23 protein-coding genes and 1 pseudogene are annotated in these 24,767 nt (G+C 33.8%); 17 read left to right on the top strand and 7 right to left on the bottom strand.

Features of this window, described 5'->3' with window-relative positions; translation table 11 throughout:
• Positions 1–360: 360 nt before the first annotated feature.
• Together FEU33_RS17535 and FEU33_RS17530 are read left to right on the top strand one after the other, a co-directional pair.
• Positions 361–1,503 (top strand): AAA family ATPase, encoded by a 1,143-nt coding sequence (locus FEU33_RS17535; RefSeq protein WP_146550780.1) that lies wholly within the window; start codon positions 361–363, stop codon positions 1,501–1,503.
• Positions 1,504–3,840, top strand: a complete 2,337-nt coding sequence (locus FEU33_RS17530; protein WP_146550779.1) for a S8 family peptidase — start codon at positions 1,504–1,506, stop codon at positions 3,838–3,840. It abuts the gene before it with no gap.
• Positions 3,841–4,055: 215 nt separating this feature from the next.
• Here FEU33_RS17530 and FEU33_RS18940 read toward each other — a convergent pair whose 3' ends face one another.
• Both FEU33_RS18940 and FEU33_RS17525 read right to left on the bottom strand, forming a co-directional pair.
• Positions 4,056–4,217: a hypothetical protein gene (locus tag FEU33_RS18940; RefSeq protein ID WP_186731474.1), complete on the bottom strand. Its 162-nt coding sequence runs from the start codon at positions 4,215–4,217 to the stop codon at positions 4,056–4,058.
• Between the two features lie 91 nt (positions 4,218–4,308).
• Positions 4,309–5,067, bottom strand: coding sequence for a zeta toxin family protein (locus tag FEU33_RS17525; RefSeq protein ID WP_146550778.1), 759 nt, complete (start codon positions 5,065–5,067; stop codon positions 4,309–4,311).
• 440 nt (positions 5,068–5,507) lie between these two features.
• Here FEU33_RS17525 and FEU33_RS17520 point away from each other — a divergent pair, with 440 nt between their 5' ends.
• Positions 5,508–6,623, top strand: a complete 1,116-nt coding sequence (locus tag FEU33_RS17520; RefSeq protein ID WP_146550777.1) for a hypothetical protein — start codon at positions 5,508–5,510, stop codon at positions 6,621–6,623.
• On the opposite strand, the gene istB is transcribed toward FEU33_RS17520, so the two are convergent.
• Both istB and istA read right to left on the bottom strand, forming a co-directional pair.
• Positions 6,559–7,296: an IS21-like element helper ATPase IstB gene (gene istB, locus FEU33_RS17515; protein ID WP_370467591.1), complete on the bottom strand. Its 738-nt coding sequence runs from the start codon at positions 7,294–7,296 to the stop codon at positions 6,559–6,561. The genes FEU33_RS17520 and istB overlap by 65 nt on opposite strands.
• On the bottom strand, positions 7,296–8,795 hold the full coding sequence (istA, locus tag FEU33_RS17510) for an IS21 family transposase (RefSeq protein ID WP_146548493.1): 1,500 nt from the start codon (positions 8,793–8,795) through the stop codon (positions 7,296–7,298). Before istA ends, istB begins: the two co-directional genes overlap by 1 nt.
• Before the next feature lie 139 nt (positions 8,796–8,934).
• Here istA and FEU33_RS19445 point away from each other — a divergent pair.
• The 10 genes and pseudogenes from FEU33_RS19445 to FEU33_RS17470 all read left to right on the top strand — a co-directional run.
• Positions 8,935–9,048, top strand: a pseudogene (locus FEU33_RS19445) (hypothetical protein); the annotation flags it as partial.
• Between the two features lie 399 nt (positions 9,049–9,447).
• Entirely contained in the window at positions 9,448–9,597 is a 150-nt protein-coding gene (locus FEU33_RS18935; RefSeq protein WP_186731473.1) for a hypothetical protein, read from the top strand.
• A gap of 583 nt (positions 9,598–10,180) precedes the next feature.
• Complete coding sequence (locus FEU33_RS17500) at positions 10,181–10,441, top strand: hypothetical protein (RefSeq protein WP_146550776.1); 261 nt, start codon at positions 10,181–10,183, stop codon at positions 10,439–10,441.
• Positions 10,442–10,781: 340 nt separating this feature from the next.
• Entirely contained in the window at positions 10,782–11,336 is a 555-nt protein-coding gene (locus FEU33_RS17495) for a hypothetical protein (RefSeq protein WP_146550775.1), read from the top strand.
• A 1,179-nt stretch (positions 11,337–12,515) separates the two neighbouring features.
• Positions 12,516–12,758: a hypothetical protein gene (locus FEU33_RS17490; RefSeq protein ID WP_146550774.1), complete on the top strand. Its 243-nt coding sequence runs from the start codon at positions 12,516–12,518 to the stop codon at positions 12,756–12,758.
• 97 nt (positions 12,759–12,855) lie between these two features.
• Complete coding sequence (locus FEU33_RS17485; RefSeq protein WP_146550773.1) at positions 12,856–13,071, top strand: hypothetical protein; 216 nt, start codon at positions 12,856–12,858, stop codon at positions 13,069–13,071.
• A gap of 368 nt (positions 13,072–13,439) precedes the next feature.
• Positions 13,440–13,607 (top strand): hypothetical protein, encoded by a 168-nt coding sequence (locus FEU33_RS18930; protein ID WP_186731472.1) that lies wholly within the window; start codon positions 13,440–13,442, stop codon positions 13,605–13,607.
• Between the two features lie 256 nt (positions 13,608–13,863).
• Entirely contained in the window at positions 13,864–14,148 is a 285-nt protein-coding gene (locus tag FEU33_RS17480; protein WP_146550772.1) for a hypothetical protein, read from the top strand.
• A 61-nt stretch (positions 14,149–14,209) separates the two neighbouring features.
• Positions 14,210–14,863 (top strand): hypothetical protein, encoded by a 654-nt coding sequence (locus FEU33_RS17475; RefSeq protein ID WP_146550771.1) that lies wholly within the window; start codon positions 14,210–14,212, stop codon positions 14,861–14,863.
• Between the two features lie 445 nt (positions 14,864–15,308).
• Positions 15,309–16,055, top strand: coding sequence for a metallophosphoesterase family protein (locus FEU33_RS17470; protein ID WP_146550770.1), 747 nt, complete (start codon positions 15,309–15,311; stop codon positions 16,053–16,055).
• 443 nt (positions 16,056–16,498) lie between these two features.
• Here the strand turns inward: FEU33_RS17470 and FEU33_RS17465 are convergent, their stop codons facing one another.
• Positions 16,499–17,137 carry a DUF2238 domain-containing protein gene (locus FEU33_RS17465; RefSeq protein ID WP_146550769.1) on the bottom strand — a complete coding sequence of 213 codons (639 nt, stop codon included), beginning with the start codon at positions 17,135–17,137 and terminating at the stop codon, positions 16,499–16,501.
• A 1,086-nt stretch (positions 17,138–18,223) separates the two neighbouring features.
• On the opposite strand from FEU33_RS17465, the gene FEU33_RS17460 reads away from it, so the two are divergent.
• From FEU33_RS17460 to FEU33_RS17450, 3 genes are all read left to right on the top strand, one after another.
• On the top strand, positions 18,224–18,685 hold the full coding sequence (locus tag FEU33_RS17460; RefSeq protein ID WP_146550768.1) for a hypothetical protein: 462 nt from the start codon (positions 18,224–18,226) through the stop codon (positions 18,683–18,685).
• Between the two features lie 16 nt (positions 18,686–18,701).
• Positions 18,702–19,148 carry an OsmC family protein gene (locus FEU33_RS17455; protein WP_146550767.1) on the top strand — a complete coding sequence of 149 codons (447 nt, stop codon included), beginning with the start codon at positions 18,702–18,704 and terminating at the stop codon, positions 19,146–19,148.
• 886 nt (positions 19,149–20,034) lie between these two features.
• Positions 20,035–20,880 carry a 5'-3' exonuclease gene (locus FEU33_RS17450; protein WP_243881340.1) on the top strand — a complete coding sequence of 282 codons (846 nt, stop codon included), beginning with the start codon at positions 20,035–20,037 and terminating at the stop codon, positions 20,878–20,880.
• On the opposite strand, the gene FEU33_RS17445 is transcribed toward FEU33_RS17450, so the two are convergent.
• Positions 20,866–21,387: a C39 family peptidase gene (locus tag FEU33_RS17445; RefSeq protein ID WP_146550765.1), complete on the bottom strand. Its 522-nt coding sequence runs from the start codon at positions 21,385–21,387 to the stop codon at positions 20,866–20,868. The genes FEU33_RS17450 and FEU33_RS17445 overlap by 15 nt on opposite strands.
• 408 nt (positions 21,388–21,795) lie before the next feature.
• Entirely contained in the window at positions 21,796–22,113 is a 318-nt protein-coding gene (locus FEU33_RS17440) for a thioredoxin family protein (RefSeq protein WP_146550764.1), read from the bottom strand.
• 263 nt (positions 22,114–22,376) lie between these two features.
• On the opposite strand from FEU33_RS17440, the gene FEU33_RS17435 reads away from it, so the two are divergent.
• Positions 22,377–24,764 (top strand): 3-hydroxyacyl-CoA dehydrogenase/enoyl-CoA hydratase family protein, encoded by a 2,388-nt coding sequence (locus tag FEU33_RS17435; protein WP_146550763.1) that lies wholly within the window; start codon positions 22,377–22,379, stop codon positions 24,762–24,764.
• The last annotated feature ends 3 nt before the right edge of the window (positions 24,765–24,767 follow it).

Here is a 24,767-nt window from a genome sequence, read left to right as displayed (position 1 = left end):
ATAAAAGCTAGTTCATTTACACAATCACTCAACTAACATCGCTTTAAACTGAAATAAATGTATTATTTATCTGAATAGTTCATTGTTCATTGATATAAATAAGAGAGTATTTCAAACCAGACTTTAGTAGTTGCATTACGGTTAAATTACTTAAAAGTACAACTACTATTAAAATAACCATTTTTTCAAAATAATAATTATCTCCTAATAGTGCAATTTTTTAAAATGTATATATGAAAAAATAATTGCATAAACAATAAAAAAACACAAATGGATAATTAATGGTGTATAATGGATTAATATAGTTATTAAATGGATAATTTTGTTCTGTAACGGATAGGTAAAAGGAGATGACACGACATGAGGTTTTATACTGAAGTGTTAAAAATTATAGAAGGAGGTTTGAGAAAGGATACAAAGAAGGTAAGTGACTATGCGACTTTATTAGCTAAAAAGTTACAAGAAGAAGGAGAAATAAAAAAAGCTGAAAGGATAGAAAAACTGTTATTAAAAACAGGTTATGTTAAAGAAGATATAATTACTTCAGCTTCAACGCAAGTTCCTTTCGATAATGAAACTAAATTGGAGATAGCTACAATTGTCATGCCATATCAGATAGAAGAAAAAGTATTATTTTACAGCCCTTCAGTTAGAAAACAAATAGATGAATTTATTGCTTCATATAAAGAATCAGATCGTTTGGCTTCGTACGGTTTAGATATTCCATCCACGTTGTTGTTGTATGGACCTCCAGGATGTGGAAAAACAGAATTAGCTTCTTTTGTTGCGAAAGAACTAGGCATTCCTATTGTTATAGCTAGGCTTGACACTTTAATTTCATCTTATTTAGGAAGTACTTCGAAAAATATTAGGATGCTCTTTGAATATGCAGCAAAAAACCCTTGTGTTTTGTTTTTAGATGAATTTGATGCAATAGCAAAATTAAGGGATGATAAAAATGAACAGGGAGAGTTAAAAAGGGTAGTTAATTCTCTTCTACAAAATATAGATTTTATAAATGACAAAAGTATAATAATTGGGGCAACTAATCATGAAGGTTTACTAGATAAAGCTATTTGGAGAAGATTTAGTACGAGATTGCATATAAATTACCCAACTAATGATATTAGAACAGAATTAATTACCCAAATATTGTCTGATATAGGGTATAATACGTATAGGAAAAATTTCATAGATGTTCTAGCTTCCCTTTTTGATAAATTGTCAATAGCAGACATTGAACAAATTTTAAAAAGATCCGTAAGGGGAGCCATATTAGAAAATAGGGAAGTTGGATTTTTAGATTTTATCGAGGGATATTTTAATTATGTAGGTACAGACATAGATTTTAATGGCGATGCTGATACTGTTCGGAGAGAAAAGCTTAAATTTTTATTAAATATTGATCCTACTTTCAGTCACAGAATGTTAGGAGAAATTTTAAATTGTCACCACAATACGATAAGAAGTGATTTAAAAAAAATTCAAATGGAGATGAATTAATTGGCTAACGAAAATTTCCCAGCAAAACATGTCAATATTAGATCTAATGATAGAAAAAGGGGCAATCCATCCCCAATTTTTCCGAGCCCGAAAACATGGTTTTTTTCCGAGAAATCTACAATTAAAAAACATCTTAGAGAACTAATCACTCAAATTGAATTTATACTAGATAACGAGCTGGATATATTTGATAATTCAATTAAAGATAATGAATATTATCCATTTCCTGTAATAATAGAATTACAAGACAACAGAATTGCTAAAAACCATCGACCAACATTAATCCTTGGTCAAATTGATAGTGATATTATTGCTATTCAAGATATTGGTAAATTAATAATAAGCGCGTCTAGAGCTTCTTTAGAAACACTTGTTGAATTAATTTATGATGTATTAGAGGAAGTTCCAAATCACAGGATGGATTGGCTGATCACTAAAGATGATAGGGAAATAGTTACTAAGAGTAAAGAAAAATGGTATGAGATTATTCATCAGTTAACTTGCATCAAGCAGTTCAAATTATATAGTCATAATGAAGTTGAAGAATTTATGGATGAGAATTCCATGAGTAATATTCGCAATGATAAAGAGTTCAAAGTCAGATTTTTTAATTATGGGGATGATGAATTAAATCAAATCGTTATATCAACCTTTCTAAGAAGCTTAAAAGACTACGGTTTAAATAGGAATAAGGTTAGAAAAATCAACTATATTGATTTATTAGATGTATACGCTGTTCCTTATTTATCAGATGATTTAGTTAAGTTGGCTTCACACTTTCCTGGAGTGGAATCAATATCAAATTTCACTTATTTTGAATCAGTATCACAGGAACCCTTAGTTGAAGATGAGGTAGTGGAAATTTTACAACCAATTGCTGGTCAAGAATATCCGAGAATAGCTATTGTTGATTCTGGAATCGGGAAAGAAAATCCATATCTTCAACCATGGGTTGAGGCTGTTGATAATTACGTAATTGAAGGTAATCAAGATAATTACCATGGCGAATTTATTGCGGGGATAATTAATTATGGCCATATTTTAAATGAAAACATCAAAAATGTAGTGGATTCGGGTGTTAAGCTTTTAGATGTTACTATATTACCAGATATTAAAAAAGAGAGAGTAAGAGAAGATGATTTGTTAGCTTCCCTTGAACAAGCATTAGAAGTTTATGCTGATAAATATAAAGTTTGGAATTTATCCTTAGCTAGTGATAGGGTTTGTGATGGTTATGTTTCGGAGTTTACAGCTGCTATCGATGCCATGCAAAAAAGGTTTAATGTCCTTTTTGTAATAGCTGCTGGTAATACAAAGTCTAGTATTATAAATAGAATAACGTCACCTGCGGATTCTATAAGAGCAGTTACGGTAGGGTCAATTGCTATTGATAGTTCTGATCAAGATCAAGTAGAACGAAATGTAGTGCTACCATATTCACGAAAGGGGCCTGGCGTGGGTCTTTCTATCAAGCCCGACATTGTTCACTTTAGTGGAAATCCATCAAAAAATCCTATTTATTCTTTAAATTCTAGTGGGGAAAAAGTCGGGGATTATGGTACAAGTTTTTCTACCCCATTAGTTTCTGCAATATTAGGGGAATACTTTAGTTTATATCCAAATAATATGACGCCACTTATGGCTAAGACTTTACTTATACATGGTGGGCAAAATCCTGTAAACAAAAATCGCATAAAGGACATAGCAACACATTATGAATATGGTTACGGTTTACCTAGAAGGATTGCAGACATTTTGTACGGTGATGAACATGAAATAACATTATTATTTGAAGGGGACATAGATTCATCAAGTGGGACTAATTGGATTAAGATAGATCAATTTCCTTTTCCTAAGTCTTTTTACAATCAGGAATCTCAAAAAATAAAAGGTAACATATTAATCACATTGGGGTATGATACCCCACTGAACGCAAGATATGGGAGTGAATATTGTAGAAGTAATCTTGACGTTAGAATAAGAACAAGGATAGATGATTCTTTTAAGAAAATTACGAATGGAAGTAAAACAGAGAGTAATTTCGATGCAAAATGGGAAAGAGATAGAATAACAAGTGAGTCTAAATGGTCCAATATTAAGCAAGTCGAGTTTAAAAGTCCGAATGGTAGAAAAGGTACGAATGAATTAATTTTAGAAGTGTTGCCTAATTGGAGAAATATAGAGGAAAAAATAAAGGTTCCTTTTGTAATTGTTTTAACAATTAAAGATCCAAAAGGGGAACTACCAATATATAATGAAGTAACTCAGCAATTAAATGCTTCGTTTGCAATAAATGATATAAAACTCAAAAATGCTCCAATTCGAGTTGATTTCTGATAAGGAATTCCTTTTACTAAAGTATATTACCGGAAAATGGATATAATAAACGCTTATGCTAATTCATTTGAATGCTTAACACTTTTGTGAGAGCGAAATAGTTCTAACTGAAAATTAGAAAGTAATTAAATAAAATAAAAAAGGGGATTGCCTCATTAGAAGATTTTTCATCTTAGAGACAACCCTTTTTATATTTTAAAAACACTAACAACTAATTATTTTATTGTGATAACTTCTTTGTTTGTACTTGCGGCAGATATAAAATATTCATTTTTCTTTGTTCTTTCAGAAATTTTTTTTTCGTTTACGGCGATTGTCTTTGCAAGATGCTCTTCTTTATGATCCTCAACGTATAACAATAGTTTTTTGAAATCCATTAATATCGCCTCCTTTTTATAGTATATAATAAGCTTATGAAAACGAGAAGAAAAAATTTACATATAAAATTATTTCCTGAAAATCAAGAGGTTAATCAGTGGTTTTAACTGTTTGACGAACTTTGTTATGGAATTCTTCTAATCTTGCTTGGTTAATTATTTCTATTGGGGACTCTTTTGATTCCTTAATAGCAAAGGGAATAGCAGGTTTCGTAGTATTGTCATACATAACAAAAGTGTCAAAATCCTCATATATTTTGGAAAAAGTAACCGCCACATTTTCATGACTTGCAATGATATCTTCATCAGGAACTTTTCTACCTTCTGCCATATAACGGATTTCTGCTCGTTCAAATGCAACTTCTAATGGAACGTCAACGATGACTCCCCGAATTGTGAACAAAGCCCTTTTCAATTGTTTAATTATTCTCTTGTATTTTTCAGCATTTTTCATAGTTCCGTCATATATAAAGTGAAGTTTTTTTTCAATACAGATATTTAGTAGCTCTTCAGCTATATCACTACTTTCATCATGTACAAAAGAAGCTGCCTTTTTAATAAATTCATCGATCCCTGAGTTTACCATTTCTTTGTACTCAGGAAGGTATTTTTTTATATCATCAGAATCAATATATGTGATTGGCTGCCCTTCTTGTTTGAATCCCTTTAAAAGTAATGAACTTATAAAACTTTTTCCGGAAGCTGATCCCCCACCCATCAATATCGATTCTGGGTTTTCAGTTGGTGAATCTTCTATAATACTATGTATTATAGCTTTATGAAGCTTTCTTCTTTCTTTAGTATATTTGCCATTTAAACAGTATTTTAATTTTGTTGATTCTTCTTTCAATAAATACACCTCTACCCATCTTTTTCTAAGGAGTACTACTATTATACCATGTTTTACTAAAAAATGGAATTATAAATAATGAATATAAGTTTCTTATAAAGTAGCCTTACAATACATAGCATTTTAGTGATACTATGCATGAGAAAGTATGGATAAAAGGAAATATTATTCTACTTTATAGTATTGAGTAGGTAATATCAGCTAATTTATTATCTAATGAAATACAAGCACTACAGCTATCAATTTTAAGACATGAGAAGAGGTTTAAATACGGGTAGATTTAAATAAATATTTAATAATAGTTTCAATATGAAGTAATATATTTACACGGTAAGTACCTTGTTGAATTGTTTATACAAAAAAACAGTTGTAATGAAAATATAGGTAAAATAAAATTAAATGGAAAATAAGGTATATTTTATTTGGAGGTGAGTATTAATATGGAATATTTGTATATTGATGAAAAAGGAACGCAAGAGACTATAAAAGCATTGGGGAATAACAAAACACCTTATACTGATGAACAAAAGATAGAGTTAGGAACTGATAATATGAAAGATTTTATTGCTACAGTTGTTAAAATATCCGATGTTCATCTCGAAAATGTAGAATATAGATATAGTAATCTTGAAGAAGAATATAAAGCTAAAAGCCAAAAATTCAAAAATGGAAAGGGAGAATTGAAAGGTAGTGATATTTTAAAGAAAAATTTTAAAAATGGTATTGCTAGTTTAAATAAAAGAGGACTTAAATTCTATGTTGATTTAGTTGATATTTTAATCGAAAATAAAGTTGAAAATCACGTGTTTGTAGTTAATAAAATAGGGTTAGTTATAGATAAAAGATTTACAGATTGGATATTGAAATTAGGAGAGAGAGGATACTTGCCAAGCATTTATAGATTTAAGTATTCTCTAATAAAATATGTAGAGAACGAGGCGAATAAGGAAGTAATTCAAGCATTATTCAATAAGGATACATCAAGTGGTAGTGTATTGAATTTAATTCTAAGTGATATAAAAGCGTTTATTAGAAAGCATAAAAAAATCCGATATAGAGATAGATTGGATGCTCAATTAAAAAGTTATAAGGAGTTAAAAATTTTAATTGAAAATTATAAAATATATTTAACTGATGAAGATTTTAAAAATGAAAGTGATAAATTTATTAGGCTTAATTGGGAAAAAGCAGTATTTAGTATTGATTTATGGTTAATTGAATTAAATATAGATAGAGGAGAAATCGAACTTTCACTTGATGATGGTATAAAGAAAACACCATTTGATAGATTAAAATTGGCGAAAATTCATGAGGGATTAGATTCGAAAAATCATGTTGGCTTAAGAATAGCAGACGTTCTAATAGTTCTCATTGGAAATTGTATATCTAAATTAACGTTGGATATGAAGTATGATAAGAGTTGTTTTTTGCAAGCAAAAAGTGCAGAAAATTGCAGAGAAATTTACATAGGCTTGCAGCTTTTCTTTTACATTAAATCCCAGTATCCGTTTTTACGGAGGATAAGGCATTTTTCAACCGGTAGCTTTCCCCTGTGAACGCTATGACATGCGCGTGGTGAACTAGTCTGTCCACAAGGGCGGAAGTTAGACGGTTATCCCCAAAAACCCGATTCCACTGACCAAACTCCAAATTGGAGGTTACAATCACACTTTTATGCTCGTAACAGTCTGCAATAATGTGAAACAATAATTCCGATCCTTGCTTTTGAAAAGGAACGTATCCCAATTCATCCAGTATAAGCAAATCGCACTTCTCAATCTGTCGTTTTAATCTCTGCAAGGTGCCTTCTTTCATCGCTTCTTCTAATTGTCCCACCAAATCAGCCACCCTAAAGAAACGGACCTCAAATCCCAGTTCACATGCCTTCACACCTAAAGCCGTTCCTAGATGAGTTTTCCCAGTGCCTGGCGTTCCTAAAAGTAGAAGATTCTGTTTTTTCTTTATAAAACGGAGGTCACAGATTTCCTCTTTCGAGGTTGTTGCTGGTAAGTGCAGCTGGTCGGACCATTCATAATCCCTAAGCCATTTAAGCTCTCTAAATTTAGCCTTTTTTATCAGTCTAGCGATTTTGGTGGTTTGTCTGGAATTGACTTCAATCGATAGAATATCACGTAAAAACTGTTCTTTGCTTTCAAAAGGTATCTCCTCAAATTCCTCGATAATATGGGCAAGGTGGAGTGTTTTACAAATGGCCTTTAAATCGTTCATCAGGAAACACCTCCTTCCAAGGAAGGACAAAGTTTTTTATCATAAGTGTGCAAATCTGTTTCGTAGTTAAGCAAAATCTCAGGTGTGTGTACTTCGGTTAATTTTTCTGGATAAGCAGCCTCCTTAGCTTCTAGGATATATCCCAGTTCATGTGGAGCTCTTTCAAGCCGTTCTTCTGTTTCCAGAGAGGAGTGAATATCATCTAGTGTATGCTTCTCTAATAGTTTCTTTATACCTTTAACCCTTGCTCGGGTTTCTTCCGGGTGTATCGTCAGATACGCTTGAACCCTCTCAGGCAAATATTTAAAGAATCGTGAATACTTGACAGACCGAGGCTTCTTCTCCCAATCTATTAAAATATCATTCCATGGTATCGCTCTTGTTGTATTCATATAAGGGCGGTCTTCCTGGTAAACAATTTCTCCGCCATTCGTAAAACAGGTGAATCGATCCCATTCCATTTTGAGGACCAATCCTTGTTTCATTTTCGCTTTGTGGATAACAATTTTTTCACCGTCAACTTCAATTTCCCCATATTTATTAACCTTTGTGGATTTTACAGAATAAATCGGAAGATCCGTTAAAGGCAAGGCTTTCAAATGTTTTTTATCCTCTTTCCACAACTCATCAATCAACACATTTTTTTCATAGTGGAGGCGTTGCCGATCCTTTTCCATTCCCTCCTTCAACCAGTCCGCTAATTGTGGAAAACTCTTCATTATCGGTGCTGTTGTAAATAGATTATTCCTTGTATAACCAACCTTCTTTTCCACATTTCCTTTCTCATGCCCGCTTGACGGATTACATGGCTGCACTTCAAAACCATAATGGCACTTGAATCTCAAAAATGCGTCAGTGTAGGTCCGTTTGTCCCCTTTGCCAATTGAAATTACTGCCGCAGACAAGTTATCAATACGTAGATAGGTTGGGACCCCTCCAGCCTGGTGAAACAACTCCTTTAGCCCTTCAAGGAAACACTCCGTATTTTCGCTTGGAAGAGGGTAGCTAAATCCAGCATTACTATGTGGAAAACTCAAGATTAGGGCTTTGACATCTTTATACGCTCCGTCTTTTACCACAGTCATGTTTCCGAAGTCCACTTGTGCTTCACCCGGAGGGTGTTCTAAACGCTCATGTCTTTCAACCTTGGCTGCTTTGAGTTGGGGCTTTCGGTGTTGGATATATTCGCATACGGTCCGATACGAACCTTTAAAATCATGGTTGTTTCTAAGTTCTTCATGGATCTTCTTGCTAGTTCTTCGGTTTTTTCTCTTGAGTTTCATGTCCTCCTCAAGCCAACAGTCAACAATTTCTCCGAACCCCTCCTCATACATCATTCCTCTTTTAGTGAACTTGAGTGTTTCTTGAAAACTTTCTCCATCTGCGTATTTTTTAACAGTCCTCCAATTACAACCAGTTTTTCTTGCAATCTCGTTTATAGATAAATCTTCTTCTTCTCTTAAATGTTTGATATAATTTACTTCAGGCATCGCTAGCATCCTTTCATGTCCTCCTACTGTTGTGGTCTCTCAATCAATACAGTAGGGAATTATTATGGGGCTGGCAAGCCTTTTTTTATGCAGTTGAGTTCTGCACAAATTTCTCGCAAACCTCTGTACTTTTATTTTGCAATAAACAAATGGGTATACTTATGGGAATAACAATCCAGTGATGAATGTGGATCCGAACGGCAATTGGGCATTTTTATGGTGGATGGCTAAGGGTGCTTTATTAGGTGGATTTATGGCTTATATACAATACGAGGTAGAAGTTAGAATAGGGATTCAAAAAAGAAATAAATCTCATGCTATTGCTAAGGTAAGTATTGGTGTCTTGAGTGGAGCCGTTTTAGGAGGGATTGGTGTATCTTCTAGAGGATTGAAACATATATCTGGACTATAAAAATAGCTAAAAAGAAAAAGTATTTATCCAAACAAGAATTAAAAATAGATAATTATGTTATTTATGGATAATGTTCCTTATTAAAAAAGATAATTAATCATTTTAATACTACTCCTGGTAAGAAGAGTTGGAAAAGCATAATTTATAATCAGTCAAAACGTTTTTTTTAAATAAATTATGATAGAAGGTATATTAATAATGTTAAAAGTAATAGTAGTTTCAATCTGTTTTATGATATTGGTTATAACTTTGTTTAAGATAATACAAGCTGTAATACAAGCCGATTCAAGAAAAGAAAAATTAGCAATATTATTAATGCTTACAGAACCAGCAGATACAGTAACGTATTTATTCTATATTAGTTTATTTGGTTTAATTGCAGGGATGCTATTATTATAGGTTTTAAAATTCATTGTATGCTTTTCAAAAAAATCTGATGCCAGGTATCAAAACAACCAATATAATGATGTTGGAAATTTAAGTAATGTAGTCGTCAATTCAAGAGATGGTGAGAAGGTGTATTCTTGGGAACAAGGATATACAGATTCTGGTCAATTACAGTGGATCAAGTTAAACGATGAAGAAGACCCAGAGAAGGAATTCCAATAAATAAAATGCAGTAACCTATCCTACAAGTTGATAAGAATGGAAGGTTAAACATTGAAAAAAATTAAAACTACAAAATATAAAATATTCGATTTTAATAGGAAGAATACAGGGGTGTTGATTATCCAATTTAATCCATAAAAATAGGGGGATTCGTTGATTTCTGCTCCTGCTTGCTCGCTTTCCTGCGGGCGAATGTAGAGCCTCCTCGCTACGCTGCGGGGTCTTATCTATTCGCTTTTCCCGCTGGAGTCGAGTAAGCCGCAGCGAAGATCTATATAAATAGTCCAAAAAAAACAGGGTTTTTCAAAAATTACGCCAAATAGGCATTCTTGATTTTTGTAAAATTAACACGTGTGGGAAGAATATTTTCTTTTTGATGGAATCTATTAATAAATCTCAAGAAATATACATTAGCATAATGAATGAATTAGCTATACTCTGTTTAGGAGAAAAGCTAAATATTGAGTTTAAAAAAATAAATATTCATAAAATTAGTAAGCTCTTTCTTGGCGAAAGTTGGGTACCAAGTATTCACTTAGAGTCATTGTCAGTTTGTGCTTTTATTCAATATGATGGTGCAATATTAACCATTGCAGGAAACGATTTAGATATCGTTAAATTGAAAGATAAATAGTGTTGTAATGATGGGCTATCTAATTTATCAACGGTCGAATTATAAAGGGAAGATAATAAGTCTAATTAATAGCAAAAATAAGATATATATAAGAATCTGGTTTAGCATTTTGGCTGAATCAGTTTCTTTATATTAGCGGTTGATGATAAATTGAATTGTAGACGATGTGTTCTTATAAAAAATTTGAACTTAAAGATGTTTATGTAGGATTTTTACCTATACAGCAAAGGTTACAATAACTATTTGAAATTTCCTATGACTATCACATTGATAAATCCTATGTTTAACCATGGTTTTACGACCAAATGGATATAAAGGTAAAGGGAGAGGGAGAGTGAATATGCATAAAATCGATTATGTAGTTAGTGAATTCGTTGAAAAGGATGAAGGATTAGATAGAATTTATCATCCCGCAATAGATTTAATATACTTTTTAAGAGAAGATTCAAAAGATGGTTTAACTTATACTTTTTTTAAGGCAACTATCAATTTTCCATATTTTATTGTAATTAATGATGGTATGAGCTTTTATGAAGGATTTGAGATCATAAAGTCATCAAAAATAATTAATGTTAAAGAGATAAAAAATAGAGATTTGAAAGTTTTCAAAGTAGAAAATGACGGGGATTTGAAGACATTGATGCCTTATATTCTTTTTAGTATAACTAATGGATGTTATGGACTAGTTTGTGATTGTCAGCAAAGTTCTCTTTATAAAATTATTACGTACAACATGGGATATGGATATGATTTTCAAGAATGTTTTGAGTTAGATCCAGAAGCAACAACTTATTTACTTTCAGATGTAGGAATAAGAATTTATACCAATAATACTGATTTAAGTGATACAAATAGTCTAAATCATTTGTTAAATGAAACCTACAATAATAATTGAAAAGAAGAATCGTGTTGACTCTTTTAATTGCCCCCCTTCTATTTTACGGTTATTTCTAAATAGCAATATGACTTTAAAAGTTATAATGAACTATATAAACCTTTCCGAGAGTTTAATGCAGTAATTTATGACATGACCATCTCACCGGGCCAACACATTATATGATGATCCCCTCTACTATCACGAAATAGTTACATGAAAATCAGTTCAAACTATAGAGTTACATGGTGAAGCAGATGAATTATTATTTAAACAATTTTTTTATGGGCTATAAAGAGGAATATATGATAAAAAATGAAAGCTAAGTTACGCTAACTCAATTCTCCTATTGTTCCGATGATGAATCAGACGAAGAAATAAATGTAGAAACATCGCTATTATTATTTTTCAGGCGTGTTGATTAGGAAAAAATAGGTGATAAATTGGACGAAATTCTAAAAAAAACATGTATTTTTAGCTCCATTTATGTAGATCTTCGCTGCGGCTTGCTCGACTCCCACGGGAAAAGCGAACAGTTGAGACCCCGCAGCGAAGCGATTAAGGAACGGAGTCTAAGGGCGCCACGTCCTGTGTCAACGACTCCGTGACCAACATCCTGTTGCCCCCAGCGTTTGCCCGTAGGAAAGCGAGCAAGCCGTATCGGAAACTAGTGAATACCCTTATATTTTGTGGAGAAAATTGGATAATCAACACGTTTGATTATTTTTAAAAGAATTAAATTGATTTCCGCTTTATTTACATGAAATATCTGAAGAATCTAAGCCAAACATTGTACAAGATGCGTCGTTAAAGAAAGAAATCAGAAATAATCATTTAAAAGAATATTATTTTTTCCAACCAATAAAGGATATAAGCCAGCTCAATAGCATTTTTCCAATCTATATCTTGATGTGTATAATGGAAATTCAATATTAATGACTTCTGCAAAACAGGTAGATTTGTTTCGAACTAGAGAGGATGAATATTCAAAATATCTATTTTCTTATTGCAATATCTTTTATCTATGGATTAATGGAGATGGATGGGACTATCTAGCAAATTTCTCAAAGCATCCTTACAATCAAAGCCCAATTAGAGATGAACGATAAAGTGATATTTATAAAAAAACTATTTAAGTATGCTAAAACTCATTGAAGTTATTAAAAGAGTATAGAAAAGAATTCAAAGGAGGAGGTTCTGTTGGAAGTTACTTTTCTTACAACTCCAGAATCATATGGAGAAGTTCCTTTTAAACTTATAGGAGAAGATTTATATGAATGTGGTATTTATTTTGAGGACAAAGAAGAAGAACGAAGAATTAAATTTTGTGTTATTTGGATTGAGAAAATAAACAGATACCCTATATATTTTCTATTTGAAGCTTATAATTACATGACTTTGGAAATGGAAAAGGTGATGAAAAAAGAAAAAAATTTTATTTAATCAATATACATATTTAAACAACATTTATTATAAAGGTAGCGTTGAAAATATCGAGCAGTTTAAAATAATCTTCCCTTATATATATGGCAGTGGTTGCTTGAATCAATTAGCAGTTATTTCATTGTCTGAAGATGTTTTTTATTTTCAAGATACAGTCCCTGTCGTAAAAATGAAGGAAAACACCATTGTTATAGATGTAGATATAGATGGAGATGCCATATTAGTATTGTCAAATAGTAATAGCTTATCAAATATAAAGGATTTAATGGTTAGCCTGCCAATTGGTGTTCAATTCAATTTTAATGAAGAATGATAAAATATCTTCGCAGAGAAAAATAGTTCGCTGGCTGATGAAAACTACGTTTGGGTCATTAAACAGGAGAAGTATTATGGATATAAAGTTTAAACGCTATACCAATTCGACGAATCATTGTTGATATGTTACAAGAATAAGGAGAAATATGGATAGTACAACCTACAACATAATTTTTGAATATAAGTTCACATCGACTAAAAATGATATACAAAGAGTAGCTAGTGCCGCTTCCGTGTTTCAAGTAGAAGGCATTTTGATTATAAAAATAGATGATATTGTTTTCTTTAGTGAGGACATACACTAATGGGTTTTAATGAAATTCAAATTTAATCTGATGGGAAGAAGGATAAGATGAGGAAAGAGATATGAACCACCCTTATAAAAAATATGAAAAAACTGTAATATGGAACTCTGTCTGGATGGCGATTGAAGATTTAGTCGAAAATAATGACTTAGAAGAATTGACACCTAGAGAATACATAGTTGGATCTATTTGTGAAAAAATTGCAGAAGAAAAAAAGCTGAATGATTGATCAAGTAAAAGCAGATGGATTTGTTTTATAATTATAGTTCCATTGTAACTAAAGCCGAAAGTATTCTCTGTCACTCGTGTTGTGGGATCTTAATCACGTTTAGCAGCTATTCAATGTTGACGAACATATATTTCAAAATAAAAAAGATGGAGATAAAGATGAAGAATATCTTACGTATAGATACAGAAGCAGAAATAGGTTATATCTATATTCTATCTTATGGGTTACCGTATAGAGAGCTATTGCAACTGAAGAATTGGAAGAAAACTCTGATTTTCAATTTGATATAGATGAACAAAATAGAGTAAGGGGAATTGAAATATTTGGCGAAACATATAATCTTTTAAAAGAAATGCAACATGTGAATAAGTTCATATTAATAGATGGTAAGCATTATTGGGGGAAAGAAAAAACAATCATAACATATGATGTGCTCTACCAAGGAATCATATTACATTTTCAAAATGCTGACTATACTAATTTTGTGGGCTTAACAATAATGGATACAAAAAAATACCCAGCTGAATATTTAGGTGAATAATATCACAATGGTTTTTTATTAAAACTGATAGGAAAGCTTCTTTGAAAGTGAGAAGAGTGAATTGAAAAAGATTAAATTGTTAAACTTGTTAAAAAAAGTATTGAAATATGATTTTTATGATTGGGAGCTTGGAGAAGAAAATAAAAATTCTATAATAGTTGGGATGCCTAATGATCTTCTAAATAAATTACATTTTCCAGACTTTTATGATTCTATGGGATTTGATGCTGTCAACAATCCTTATGCTCAACTATCTTTAAGTTCAATGGAATGGTTAAACTTAGAGAAAGAATTTTTTAACTGGTTTAAAGAAGTGGAGAATATCTTATTTTCTAAAAAGGAGCTTATTGTCACACCCGAATTAGAAAGAAATTGGTGGATAGATGAAGAAGTCGATTCTAATTCATGGATAATGGCGGAATATGAAGCTTATTTATCGTTATTAAAAAAATATGGAATGATTGAATCGTCTCCATCTTTAAAAGAACCTTATAGAGGTGGAGAAATCGAATCCTTTGATGAATTCATTCTTTTAGCCAAGATGTCAATTAGAGGAGTACCCTTACTATTCTTAAATGATGAGGATACAATCATCAGAATTTTAGATTACTTAACAATTCAAATATTTTTTAGAAATAAAGAAATGTTAGAAAAGAAAAAAGCCCAATTAGTAGAAGAATTCGATGCGCAAATTTTAGTACAATTTTCGGTTTGATCTAAAAGCGAAGTAGACATCAGTGTATCTTAAATTTGCATTTAAAACGCGTAAGGCACGTGTTCATTGCAATTTTTAACTGTGCAAGCCTTTTACAGAATGAAAGTACATCTGTATAGCCCCCTAATTTGCATGGGAATTCTTAAACCTGGTGTATACAGATTCTTTTTTGTATTCATTTTTACTCAATAATAGATTTTGATCATTATATCGTTTAGGAGTTTACATTATTGCTCCAAAATTCGACTCCAAACCTATTTTCAATTGAACAGGATTGGTGAAGGATTTATGTATCACAGACGATGAATATATTCCTTTTATTGTAAAATAAGTATGTTTCATTGAATATGAAGACATTCAGCTAATGACTTATTCAATGCTCAAAGATTAAATTTCGCAGCTAGAAAAGGTATAATAGGTACTAAATATTATAGGAAACTTCGAGGTGAGCGAATTGGAAACTAGAATGATAGCTAAACAAGATGTATTTGTTCTATCGGATATTCATGGTCATTATGATGAACTTAGGAAGTTGTTGGAATATTATAAAAATGGACTGATTTTATTTCTTGGGGATTACATAGATAGAGGGAAGCAATCAAAAGAAGTTTTGGACTATGTAATGGAGCTAGTTGGGCAAGGGAAAGCGATGGCGATCAAAGGAAATCATGAAGAATTGTTTTTAGATTTTCTCACGCACCCATTGCTAGGGAAGGCCTATATGCTCGGTACAGGAAGTAAAACGATTCAATCCCTATTAAGCATAACTCCTGATGAATATACGGATGCAGTATTGGTCGCAGAAAAAATAAAAGAAGAGTATTCGGAACAAATCGAATTTATTCGAAATTTGCCTGTCTATATCACGATGGAGGAATATGTATTTGTGCATGCTGGTATTAATCCACATTTGCCGCACTGGAATGATTCAAGCGAAGCAGATATGTTATGGATTCGGGAAGAGTTTTTTCAAGTTCCCAATAACACAGGAAAAAAGATCATTTTTGGACATACACCTACATTTAAGATACGAGGCAACCAGGATTCTTCCATTTGGCAAAGCACAGATGGGTTAATCGGCATCGATGGCGGTGTGGGATTTGAAAAGCAATTAAACGGACTTTATATAAGTAAGAGTGAGGAAAAACGCGTATATTATGTAGAGGCCAATCAAACCATCCAACAAAAATAATGAATGCCGATATGATGAAGCTAGATAAATTTACGATGCATAGTTCCTCCATTTTTTAGATGAAAAATTTTAAGAATAATCTAAATTTAAAGGTCGAACGTTATGAATTGATCTAGATTATCCAAGTGCAAAAATAGAATTTTTGTGTTAAAAATTGTATAATTTAAATTGAAATGGAGATGAAAAGTGAGATGAATTGGGTAATACTTAAAGATTTTAAGACAATGTTTGGGTTCATCGTCTCGAATTTATTTGCGGTGACGTCCATCATATTGGCTTCAAGCAATAATGATTACTGGGTATTTTTTGTTTTTCTTGCACTAATATTCATGTTTTTCAGTACATATAGAGCGGATAAATTATATAGGCAAAACAACGTATAGGAACAACAAATGTTGAACAATTGTGTTTCTTTATTAAAGAAATAACTCCTTTTTAGAAGGTTAATCACCCTTCCTCTGCATTTTTTTAATGAGCTTGTCATGCAGTCGTGCAAAAAGAATATAGAAAACAATTGTCCCGAGTAAGGCCATTGTCATATCCCATTCTGCATCCCAACGATCTCCCTGCATCCCCAAAAAGCCTTTTGCTATTTGAGTACCTTTTGCGATTTTATAGGAAAGCATTTCGATGATTTCATACAAGGCAGCAATCATCATTAAAATACTAAAGCTAAAAAGGAACAGCCAAGCCCCCTTCTGAATTTGCGTTTTTCGAATGATGATTTCTCTAACAATGATCACGGCCATTCCTTTTATGAAATGTCCAAATCGGTCATAATTATTTCTTTTTAAATCATACTCGTCCTTGATCCAATCGAATAATGGGACTTTTGAGAAAGTATAATGGCTTCCGATAAATTCTAAAATGGCTAAGATGGTGATAATAATATAGGAAAGTGTAGTCAGTGGGAATCTACGATATGTGGCGATCACAATGATTAATCCGATAACAACCGGAATCCCTTCTGCTGCCCAACTAGAATAACGATGCGGCTTAATCAGTGACCAAACGAGAACTGCTATTATGATGAATAATAAAAATAAATGAAATTTTGGGTATCTAGTCCTGTTTTCAGTCACTTTATTTCCTCCCTCTATAAATGTTGATATACCAACGGCTTGAACGCTTTTTATAATTGGAAAAATTTCTAAAGATGTTCTTGTAAAGCCATTCTTCTTTTAGTATTTGACAATGATATATTTTATATACAGGATTCATCAGAAACTGGATACAATTGAATCATTTCCTTTTTGCATGGGCAGGAAGTAAGAACTCCACTTCAAGACATAAGTGAGGATAAGTATGGGTGTAAAAGCATGATAGGTTCCGACTCATCCCACAGAGGAAAATGACAACATGCATATGGATTTCCTGTTGAATCCAACTTACATATAGTAATAAATAAAGAAACTCATCCTTTTTTTGAGGCTACTGAAAAGTCAATTTATTGGGTGTGTTGATTAGAAAAAAATTAGATAATCAAAACGGCTGTTAATTTATCTTCAAAAATATGATAAAAATCAGGCGTGTTGATTAGGCAGAAATTAGGAAATATTTTTGATATAATTCTTAAAAAAACATGTATTTTTCGTTCCATTTATGTGGATTGGAGCGGAGGCTTGCTCGACTCCCGCGGGAAAAGCGAGACAGTTGAGACCCTGCACGAGCGTAGCGATTGAAGGAACGGAATCTAAGAATGCCACGTCCTGTGGCAACGATTCCGTGACCAACATCCTGTTGCCCCCAGCGCTCGCCCGCAGGAAAGCGAGCAAGCCGTAGCGGAAATCAACGAATTCTCCCTATCTTCATGGAGAAAATTGGATAATCAACACGCCTGGATAAAAATTAGCTTTTTCAGTTCATGGAATAAAAATTGGATTTTTAACAATAAAAATGGTCATGCTATAGTTTTTCAGTGGTTTCTTCTCTCTTTATAGAAGCTTTTTCAACTTCGTATTCTCATCCATTTTTAACTTGCCTTAGGGAGGTTTGTTTATTAGATGAAGCTTTTTGGAACAATCGAATCCTTAGTACCGTCTTTTATGTAAACAGTATAAATGTATTATGTTATGATAGTATGGCATAATCTGTTTGAACAGAGAGGAAAGAAGTAGAGTTACTACTCTAAATGATCCTGTTGATAAGTATTATGAGGTGAACTGAATTTGAACAAACGAAAACGTTTATTGCAAGGAATTTTAGTGGTATCTGTCATTGAAATCTTATGCTTCTATTTTATAGGAAAAGATTATTTATTTATTGATGGGTTAGACGATATGATCACATATGTGGTGGTAGGGAATGTTTTCTTTTTTATCAGTTACTTTTTCTTGGTGGAAGTAAGCAATTTTCGAAAAAAATCTATTTTAATCATGGTTGCATACGGACTATTAGTCATAGCGCCATTTGTTTATAAAAGTCATATTCCTACTTTTAATGTTGAGGATGCAACGGAAATTATCCACCGAACAGAGGGTGGAAAAGTTGTGAAAGATCGAGTGTTTGGGCAAACAATGGTAGATTATAATGGACAAGAAGTATACATTATTACTATAAAGAAAAATAAAAAGATTGAACGCTTTGCATTCGATCCCAAGACAGAGAAATATTTTTCATTCGCTAATTAGAAAGGGAGATTTCAAAATGGCAGAACATATCTTCACTTTAACTGCATCTTGGCCGGGTGGACGGAATTCGGTTGGAGAAATCGCATCAGGACAACTTCAAACAAAGGTGTCCATTCCTCCTGAAATGGATGGACCAGGAATTGGTACAAATCCAGATGAAATGTTGCTTGGTGCTGCAGCGACTTGTTATATCATTACGCTTGCTGCCATGTTTGAAAGAGCTAGACTAAAACCAACAAAATTGACGATGGTTTCTGAGGGAATTGTCGATGTAACAAATGGTGTTTTTACCTATGTAAAAATTACCCATAAGCCAAGAATTGTGATCCCAAGTGATTATACAGAAAAAGAAGAGCGACAAATTGTTCGACTTGCTGAGAAAGCTGAAGAGACATGCATGATCAGCAAAGCTGTTCGTGGCAATGTGGAGATGAAATTAGAAATTACCATTGACTATGAATAGCCTTTTAATGATGAATGACGATCTTTGAAGCTGCGTAAATATAAATTTTGGTATAGCTGAATGGAAAATATATGATAAGTTGGATGAGATTCTAATAGATTTATGAGGCAACTGTTTTTTCATGAAATAGAATTAAAATAGCTACACGAATGTCGAAAGAAATGGCATTCGTGTTTTTGTTTGGCTTTTATTGAATAGAAGAGGCCGAAAAATCCAATCATCGGGATAATGAATCCTAGTAAAAGACATAAATTGTTGAAAGAGCGAATACCTCTCCGAAAGAGCGAATACCCGATCGGAGAGAGCGAATACTTCTCTGAAAGAGCGAATAAACCATCGGAGAGAGCGAATAACCTCTCCGAAAGAGTGAATAAACCATCGGAGAGAGCGAATACCTCTCCGAAAGAGCGAATAAACCATCGGAGAGAGCGAATACCTCTCCGAAAGAGCGAATAAACCATCGGAGAGAGCGAATACCCTCTCCGAAAGAGCGAATAAACCATCGGAGAGAGCGAATAAAACCCCCGAGAGAGCGAATAAACCGTCGGAGAGAGCGAATAAAACCCCCGAGAGAGCGAATAAACCGTCGGAGAGAGCGAATAAACCGTCACAGAGAGCGAACTCACCGTATCAAAAAGCGAACCCCTTCCGCTAATCCGGCACAAAAACAGAATAAGTCAGCACCAAACGATCGAATCCATTCCTTGCTATCTTACCCTTATCCTAAATATAGAATCTTCTATTATAAAAGATATAAAAGAAGATTCTTTTCAATGATCTTTCTTTTATTGAAAACTATTTTTGTTATAATAGTGAGTACTAGTTTAGAAATGGAGCGAATTTTACTTTGGAAACTCAACAACCTCATATATTAGTTATTGATGGCATGGCTCTTCTTTTCCGTTCATTTTTTGCAACGGCGCCCATGCGTCAGTATTTTAGAAAGGCAGATGGTACGCCTACAAATGGTGTACAAGGTTTCGCAAGACATGTTTTGAGTGCACAATCGATCGTACGTCCTACGCATTTAGCAGTTTGTTGGGATATGGGGGTCCATACATTCCGCAATGAACTTTTTGATGGCTATAAAGCAAATCGACCAGCACCGCCAGATGAGTTAAAGCCGCAATTTGATATGGCACGGGAAGTATCAGAAATGATTGGCTGGAAAAACTTTGGAACAGTAGGAATGGAAGCGGACGATACCATCGGTTCCATTATTCATAAATGGAAGGGTGAAGCGAAGATCACAGTAGTTAGTGGTGATAAAGATCTGCTTCAATTGTTGAATCCTTCCACAACAATTGCCTTAACGAAAAAAGGATATACGGAATACAACATATATACAGATCAACGCTTTAAAGAGGAATATGCGATCGAGCCGTCATTATTTGCAGATGTCAAAGCATTTATGGGTGATACAAGTGATGGTTATCCGGGTGTTAAAGGAATTGGACCGAAAACCGCACTAAAACTGATTCAATCTTATGGCTCCGTAGATGGCGTTTTACAGGCGCTTGACGAATTAAAGCCTGCACAACGTAGCAAGATTCAGGAAAATGAGGACATGCTAAAGCTGTCATTACAATTAGCACGTATCCACACAAATGTGCCGATCGATGCGGCAATTGATGATTGTACATTGCCTATTTGGGACCGTTCTAAATTCGATCAACTAACAATGGAAGGGTATTCGTTGATTTCTCGTCATGCTCAATCATTGATGCGATGATTTTGGGGCAACTTTGATGAAGCTTAGGATTTTACGATTTTTTTCATAGGAGATTTCTCGAATCATACTATCTCGAGTAGGGCTACCATTATCTTGGATGATTAAAATAATATCGTCATTTGTACGTTCGAAACCAATGAGTGGTACCCAATGATAATTGAAATCTCCCTTAATGAAGAAATGAAGAGAAAAATACCGATCAAATTTCATCGCAACAGGACGACCTGCTTCCAGTTCAAGAAGAGCATCATGTAGACGACAATTGCCAACCTCATAAGCGGGACCAAGAAGTTTTTTCAAATTGCGAATGAGGAGATATGAAAACAAACCGATTTTTGTACAACCAAGTAATTGATAGAGCTGATTGATGCTCTTTTGCTGGGATGTAGGTTGAAGATAACGCAGTAAAACAAATACAGTCGTAGGACCGCAAGCAGAGCTTTGATAATTTTTATGAACCGATGTTGCATACTGAGATTGTGGCTTGACGGGCAAAACAACACGCATAAAATTCCCCCTTCTTTTATAAATGAAAGTAAAAGATGGCTGTTTCGAAGCGAAAAGAGATGTATTGATTAGGGAAAAGTAAAGCCCCCACATATGGAGCGCAATTATAAAATTTTTGTAATCTATTGCTTGTAGTGGAAATCTGTTGAGAGCGATAAAATTAGGTCATCAGTAAAACTAATATTTCAATACAGAAAAAATTACGCATCCCCAGACATCATTCTAAAATGTTCAATCCACTATAAAGAAAAAGCCTGCCACGAATCGAGGCCACTGAGAAAGTCCATTCATCTCCCAAACATGATAAAATCCGCTTTTTGGTTCATAAAAAATGGATCGTATCTATAAAAGGTGATGCTATCGTTTTTCAGTGACCTCCAACAAATCGGCAGGCTCTTCTACGTCAGCTTATTTTTGTGCTGCTAAAAAAGACGTTACATCTTGTGGTGTTTTTGCGTTTGCACTATGCAAATGAGCAAGCTTTTCACCATCTTTGAAGATTAAAAGGCTTGGAATGCCTAATACTTGATATTTATCCGCTAATTCTGGAAAATCATCACGATTGATTTCATACCAAGTGTATTGATTGTATTCTTCGATAATTGGATCGATGAACATATTCAAACGTGAACAATCAGGGCACCATCCGGCAAAGAATTTAACAATCACTGGTTGAGAGGATGCGATCACTTCATTAAATTGTTCTTCAGTTGTTATTGATTTCATTATAAATCCCTCCTAATTGTTTTTAGTCTACACGTTCATAGGGTTTAAGCGCTAGTAAATTGTTTGCAAAAAAAATCCGCATGCACTATTCCAGCAAATATATCTATTAATATAGCTATTTTGGACGTTTTTCTGTAAGAATTAGATTTTTTCGTTGCGGAAATTTATAAAATAGTTTAAAATGAATTCCATATAAGGGAGCTTTATTTTTTTGATTATAAAATGAATGAGCATTCATTCAAAAGTTAAGGGAGGATTTGTTCATGACTTATCGCATTCGAAAGGCAGCTGTTATTGGTTCAGGTGTAATGGGATCTGGTATTGCCGCCCATTTAGCAAATATCGGAATTCCAACTGTACTGCTTGATATTGTTCCAAAAGAGCTTTTACAGGAAGAGAAAGCAAAGGGGCTAACCTTAGAGGATTCTAGTGTGAGAAATCGTTTTGCAGCTAATGCAGTGCAAAAATTGCTGAAACAAAAACCAGCTCCATTGACAACGAAGAAAAGTCTAAACCTTATGACGATTGGTAACTTAGAGGATGATTTAGAAAAATTAAAAGACGTGGATTGGATTATTGAAGTTGTAGTAGAAAATCTTGCTATTAAGAAAAATTTGCTTGAGAAAATCGATGGGGTACGTAGACCTGGTACAATCGTTAGTTCCAACACATCAGGTATTAGTATCAATGCAATGATAGAAGGTCGTTCTGAAGATTTAAAAAAACATTTCCTAGGTACACATTTTTTTAACCCTCCACGCTATTTAAAGTTATTAGAAGTTATTCCAGCACAAGATACATTACCAGAATTGATCACATTTATGCGACAATTTGCGGAAGAGCGTTTAGGAAAAGGGGTCGTACTGGCAAAGGATACACCAAACTTTGTTGGCAATCGCATCGGCACGTACGGTCTGATGGTGACATTACAGGTAATGAAAGAAAAAGGTTATTCAGTCGGTGAAATAGACTCTGTCACTGGTCCATTGATTGGGCGACCAAAATCGGCAACACTCCGAACATTAGATGTGGTCGGCTTAGATACATTTGTCCATGTTGCTAAAAACGTTTACGATCATACAACTGGTGATGAACAAAAGGTGTTTGAAGTTCCTGAGTATCTTCAAAAGATGGTCAATAACGGCTGGCTAGGAGCAAAATCAGGTCAGGGATTCTTTTTGAAAAAAGGAAAGGACATCACAGAACTAAATTTAGATACATTCAAATACGAACCCGTAAAACAATTAAAAACCCCTTCTATTGAAATAGCCAAACAGCAAAAAGGTCTAGCTGCTAAAGTGAAAACGCTAACATATGCACAAGATCGTACGGGGGAACTACTTTGGAGTATATTTGCACCTACTCTTATTTACTCGGCACAGTTAGTAGGCGAAATAGCAGACGATATTGTGGCCATTGACAATGCGATGAAGTGGGGTTTTGGTTGGGCGCAAGGGCCGTTTGAAATCTGGGACGCTATCGGTGTGAAAGAATCTGTAGAAAAAATGCAAGCAGAAGGATATAAGATCCCTGCATTTACACAAGCATTGCTCGATAAGGGAAACACAAGCTTTTACTCAGAAATTGATGGAGAACTAGCTTATTTTGATGGAACGGGATATAAGAAGGTTCCGTTCAATGAAAAAGTAATTAATTTAAAACGTTATAAGAAAAAGCATGGCGTTTTAAAAAGTAATGCGGGTGCTAGTTTGATAGACTTCGGTGATCAAGTATTGTTGTTAGAGTTTCATTCAAAATCAAATGCACTTGGTTTAGATGTGATGCAAATTTTAAACTATGCTTTGGATTTGTTAGATGACTCTGATTACAAAGGGCTGGTAATTGGCAACCAAGGCAAAAACTTTTCTGTCGGCGCAAATCTAGCCATGATTTTAATGGAAGCACAAGATGATAATATTTTTGAATTAGATCATATTGTGAATACATTCCAGCAGGGCACATTACGAATTAAGTATTCCAATAAGCCGATCGTTACAGCACCATTTGCCATGACACTTGGAGGTGGCGCAGAGATTTGCTTGCCTTCTGCACATATTCAGGCTTCTGCGGAAACTTATATAGGCTTAGTAGAGACTGGGGTTGGACTCATTCCTGGTGGTGGTGGCAACAAAGAACTCTATATCAAACATATAAAAGGTTTACCAAAAGGCGTTGATATTGACTTGCAAGCGATCGCCAATAAAGTATTTGAATCGATCGCGATGGCAAAAGTCTCAACGTCTGGGGAAGAAGCAAGAGAAAATAATTTCTTAGACTTTACAGATGGTATCAGTGTAAATCCAGATCATCAATTATATGATGCAAAACAAGCAGTCTTATCCTTAGCAGAAGCTGGTTATAAGCCTCCTGTACGTGAAAAAGTGCCGGTTGTTGGGGAACCAGGTTATGCAACGTTATTACTTGCAGCGCAAAACTTACTGCAATCAGGTTTTATCAGCGAACATGATTTATATATTGCTAAAAAATTGGCCTATGTGATCGCAGGTGGCAATGTTCCATATGGCACATTCGTAGATGAACAATATCTTTTGAATATTGAAAGAGAAGCCTTTATTAGTCTTATACAGCATCCAAAGTCACAAGCGAGAATGCAGCACATGTTGATGAAAGGAAAACCATTACGCAATTAGTTT

This window comes from Rummeliibacillus suwonensis (genome assembly GCF_007896435.1).
GTDB classification, from domain to species: domain Bacteria; phylum Bacillota; class Bacilli; order Bacillales_A; family Planococcaceae; genus Rummeliibacillus; species Rummeliibacillus suwonensis.
Note: the sequence above shows the minus strand (reverse complement) of the source record. Positions and strands in the feature narration are given on the sequence as shown.

What these genes read in the sequence shown, in the direction of transcription:
- FEU33_RS17535 (WP_146550780.1), top strand. Translation starts at nt 361, where the DNA reads ATGAGGTTTTATACTGAAGTGTTAAAAATTATAGAAGGAGGTTTGAGA.
- FEU33_RS18940 (WP_186731474.1), bottom strand. Translation starts at nt 4,217, where the DNA reads ATGGATTTCAAAAAACTATTGTTATACGTTGAGGATCATAAAGAAGAG.
- FEU33_RS17520 (WP_146550777.1), top strand. Translation starts at nt 5,508, where the DNA reads ATGGAATATTTGTATATTGATGAAAAAGGAACGCAAGAGACTATAAAA.
- istB (WP_370467591.1), bottom strand. Translation starts at nt 7,296, where the DNA reads ATGAACGATTTAAAGGCCATTTGTAAAACACTCCACCTTGCCCATATT.
- istA (WP_146548493.1), bottom strand. Translation starts at nt 8,795, where the DNA reads ATGCTAGCGATGCCTGAAGTAAATTATATCAAACATTTAAGAGAAGAA.
- FEU33_RS17495 (WP_146550775.1), top strand. Translation starts at nt 10,782, where the DNA reads ATGCATAAAATCGATTATGTAGTTAGTGAATTCGTTGAAAAGGATGAA.
- FEU33_RS18930 (WP_186731472.1), top strand. Translation starts at nt 13,440, where the DNA reads ATGAACCACCCTTATAAAAAATATGAAAAAACTGTAATATGGAACTCT.
- FEU33_RS17455 (WP_146550767.1), top strand. Translation starts at nt 18,702, where the DNA reads ATGGCAGAACATATCTTCACTTTAACTGCATCTTGGCCGGGTGGACGG.
- FEU33_RS17450 (WP_243881340.1), top strand. Translation starts at nt 20,035, where the DNA reads ATGGCTCTTCTTTTCCGTTCATTTTTTGCAACGGCGCCCATGCGTCAG.
- FEU33_RS17445 (WP_146550765.1), bottom strand. Translation starts at nt 21,387, where the DNA reads ATGCGTGTTGTTTTGCCCGTCAAGCCACAATCTCAGTATGCAACATCG.
- FEU33_RS17440 (WP_146550764.1), bottom strand. Translation starts at nt 22,113, where the DNA reads ATGAAATCAATAACAACTGAAGAACAATTTAATGAAGTGATCGCATCC.
- FEU33_RS17435 (WP_146550763.1), top strand. Translation starts at nt 22,377, where the DNA reads ATGACTTATCGCATTCGAAAGGCAGCTGTTATTGGTTCAGGTGTAATG.